Here is a 974-nt window from a genome sequence, read left to right as displayed (position 1 = left end):
ATGGCAACGAGTTCCTCCATGAGCTCCTCGTCGATGTGCAGCCTTCCCGCCGTGTCGATGATCACCGTATCGAGCCCGTTCAGCTCCGCCCACCTGACGGCAGAAACCGCCAGTTCCACGGGGCCCGTGCTCTCCCCGTGGCCGTACACGTCTACCTTGAGCTGATCTCCCAGGACCCGCAGCTGCTCGATCGCTGCAGGGCGGTATACATCCGTCGATACGAGCAGGGGCCTTCTCCTGTCCTTCTTCATGACACCGGCAAGCTTCCCGGCGGTGGTCGTCTTCCCCGATCCCTGCAGCCCCACGAGCATGATTGGAACAGGTGGGGTTCTCTTGAGATCGAGGGGGGCGGCATCCTCCCCCATCAGGGAGGTGAGCTCATCGCTCACGATCTTGATGAAGTGCTCCTCCGGCGAAAGAGACCGGAGCACCTCTTCTCCCAGGCTCTTCTGCTTCACCGCCTCGACGAAATCCTTGACCACCCGGTAATTCACGTCGGCCTCGAGAAGGGCGAGCTTCACCTCACGAACGGCCTCTCCGATGTTTTCCGCAGATACCCGTCCCTTCCCTTTGAGCTTCTTTATGACACCGCCCAGCTTATCCGTCAGCGACTCGAACATGTCACGATTCTCCTGACCTATCGCGCGGCCGACCGCACCTTTCTCAATCAAAAGAAACAATGTAAGTTAAATCCGTCAAAAAATCAACGGGAAAACAGTTCCGTTTCAAGGACAGAGCTCCAAAAGGATCCCGTCCATCGCATCCCCTTTGCCCACCACAGCGGCGAGCCGGCACCCGGCAGCGCAGGAGCCCGTGCCTTGAAATTATTGACCTTGACATCGAAGGGCCGCTCACTATAATAGTAAATCTTCAGGGGAGTCTTTCGCTCCACATAAGAGGCCCTTTAGCTCAGTTGGTAGAGCAGAGGACTGAAAATCCTCGTGTCCGCAGTTCGATTCTGCGAGGGGCCACCA

1 tRNA gene and 1 pseudogene (1 of these 2 running past the window's edge) are annotated in these 974 nt (G+C 57.7%); one reads left to right on the top strand and one right to left on the bottom strand.

The window, feature by feature from the left end:
- A pseudogene (locus GTN70_08395) lies at positions 1–620 on the bottom strand (signal recognition particle protein); it reaches 653 nt to the left of the window's first position.
- A gap of 278 nt (positions 621–898) precedes the next feature.
- On the opposite strand from GTN70_08395, the gene GTN70_08390 reads away from it, so the two are divergent.
- A tRNA-Phe gene (locus tag GTN70_08390) sits at positions 899–974 on the top strand.

The sequence above is a fragment of the Deltaproteobacteria bacterium genome (assembly GCA_011773515.1).
Classification (GTDB): domain Bacteria; phylum Desulfobacterota; class Deferrimicrobia; order J040; family J040; genus WVXK01.
This window is presented reverse-complemented; position numbering and strand designations above follow the sequence as displayed.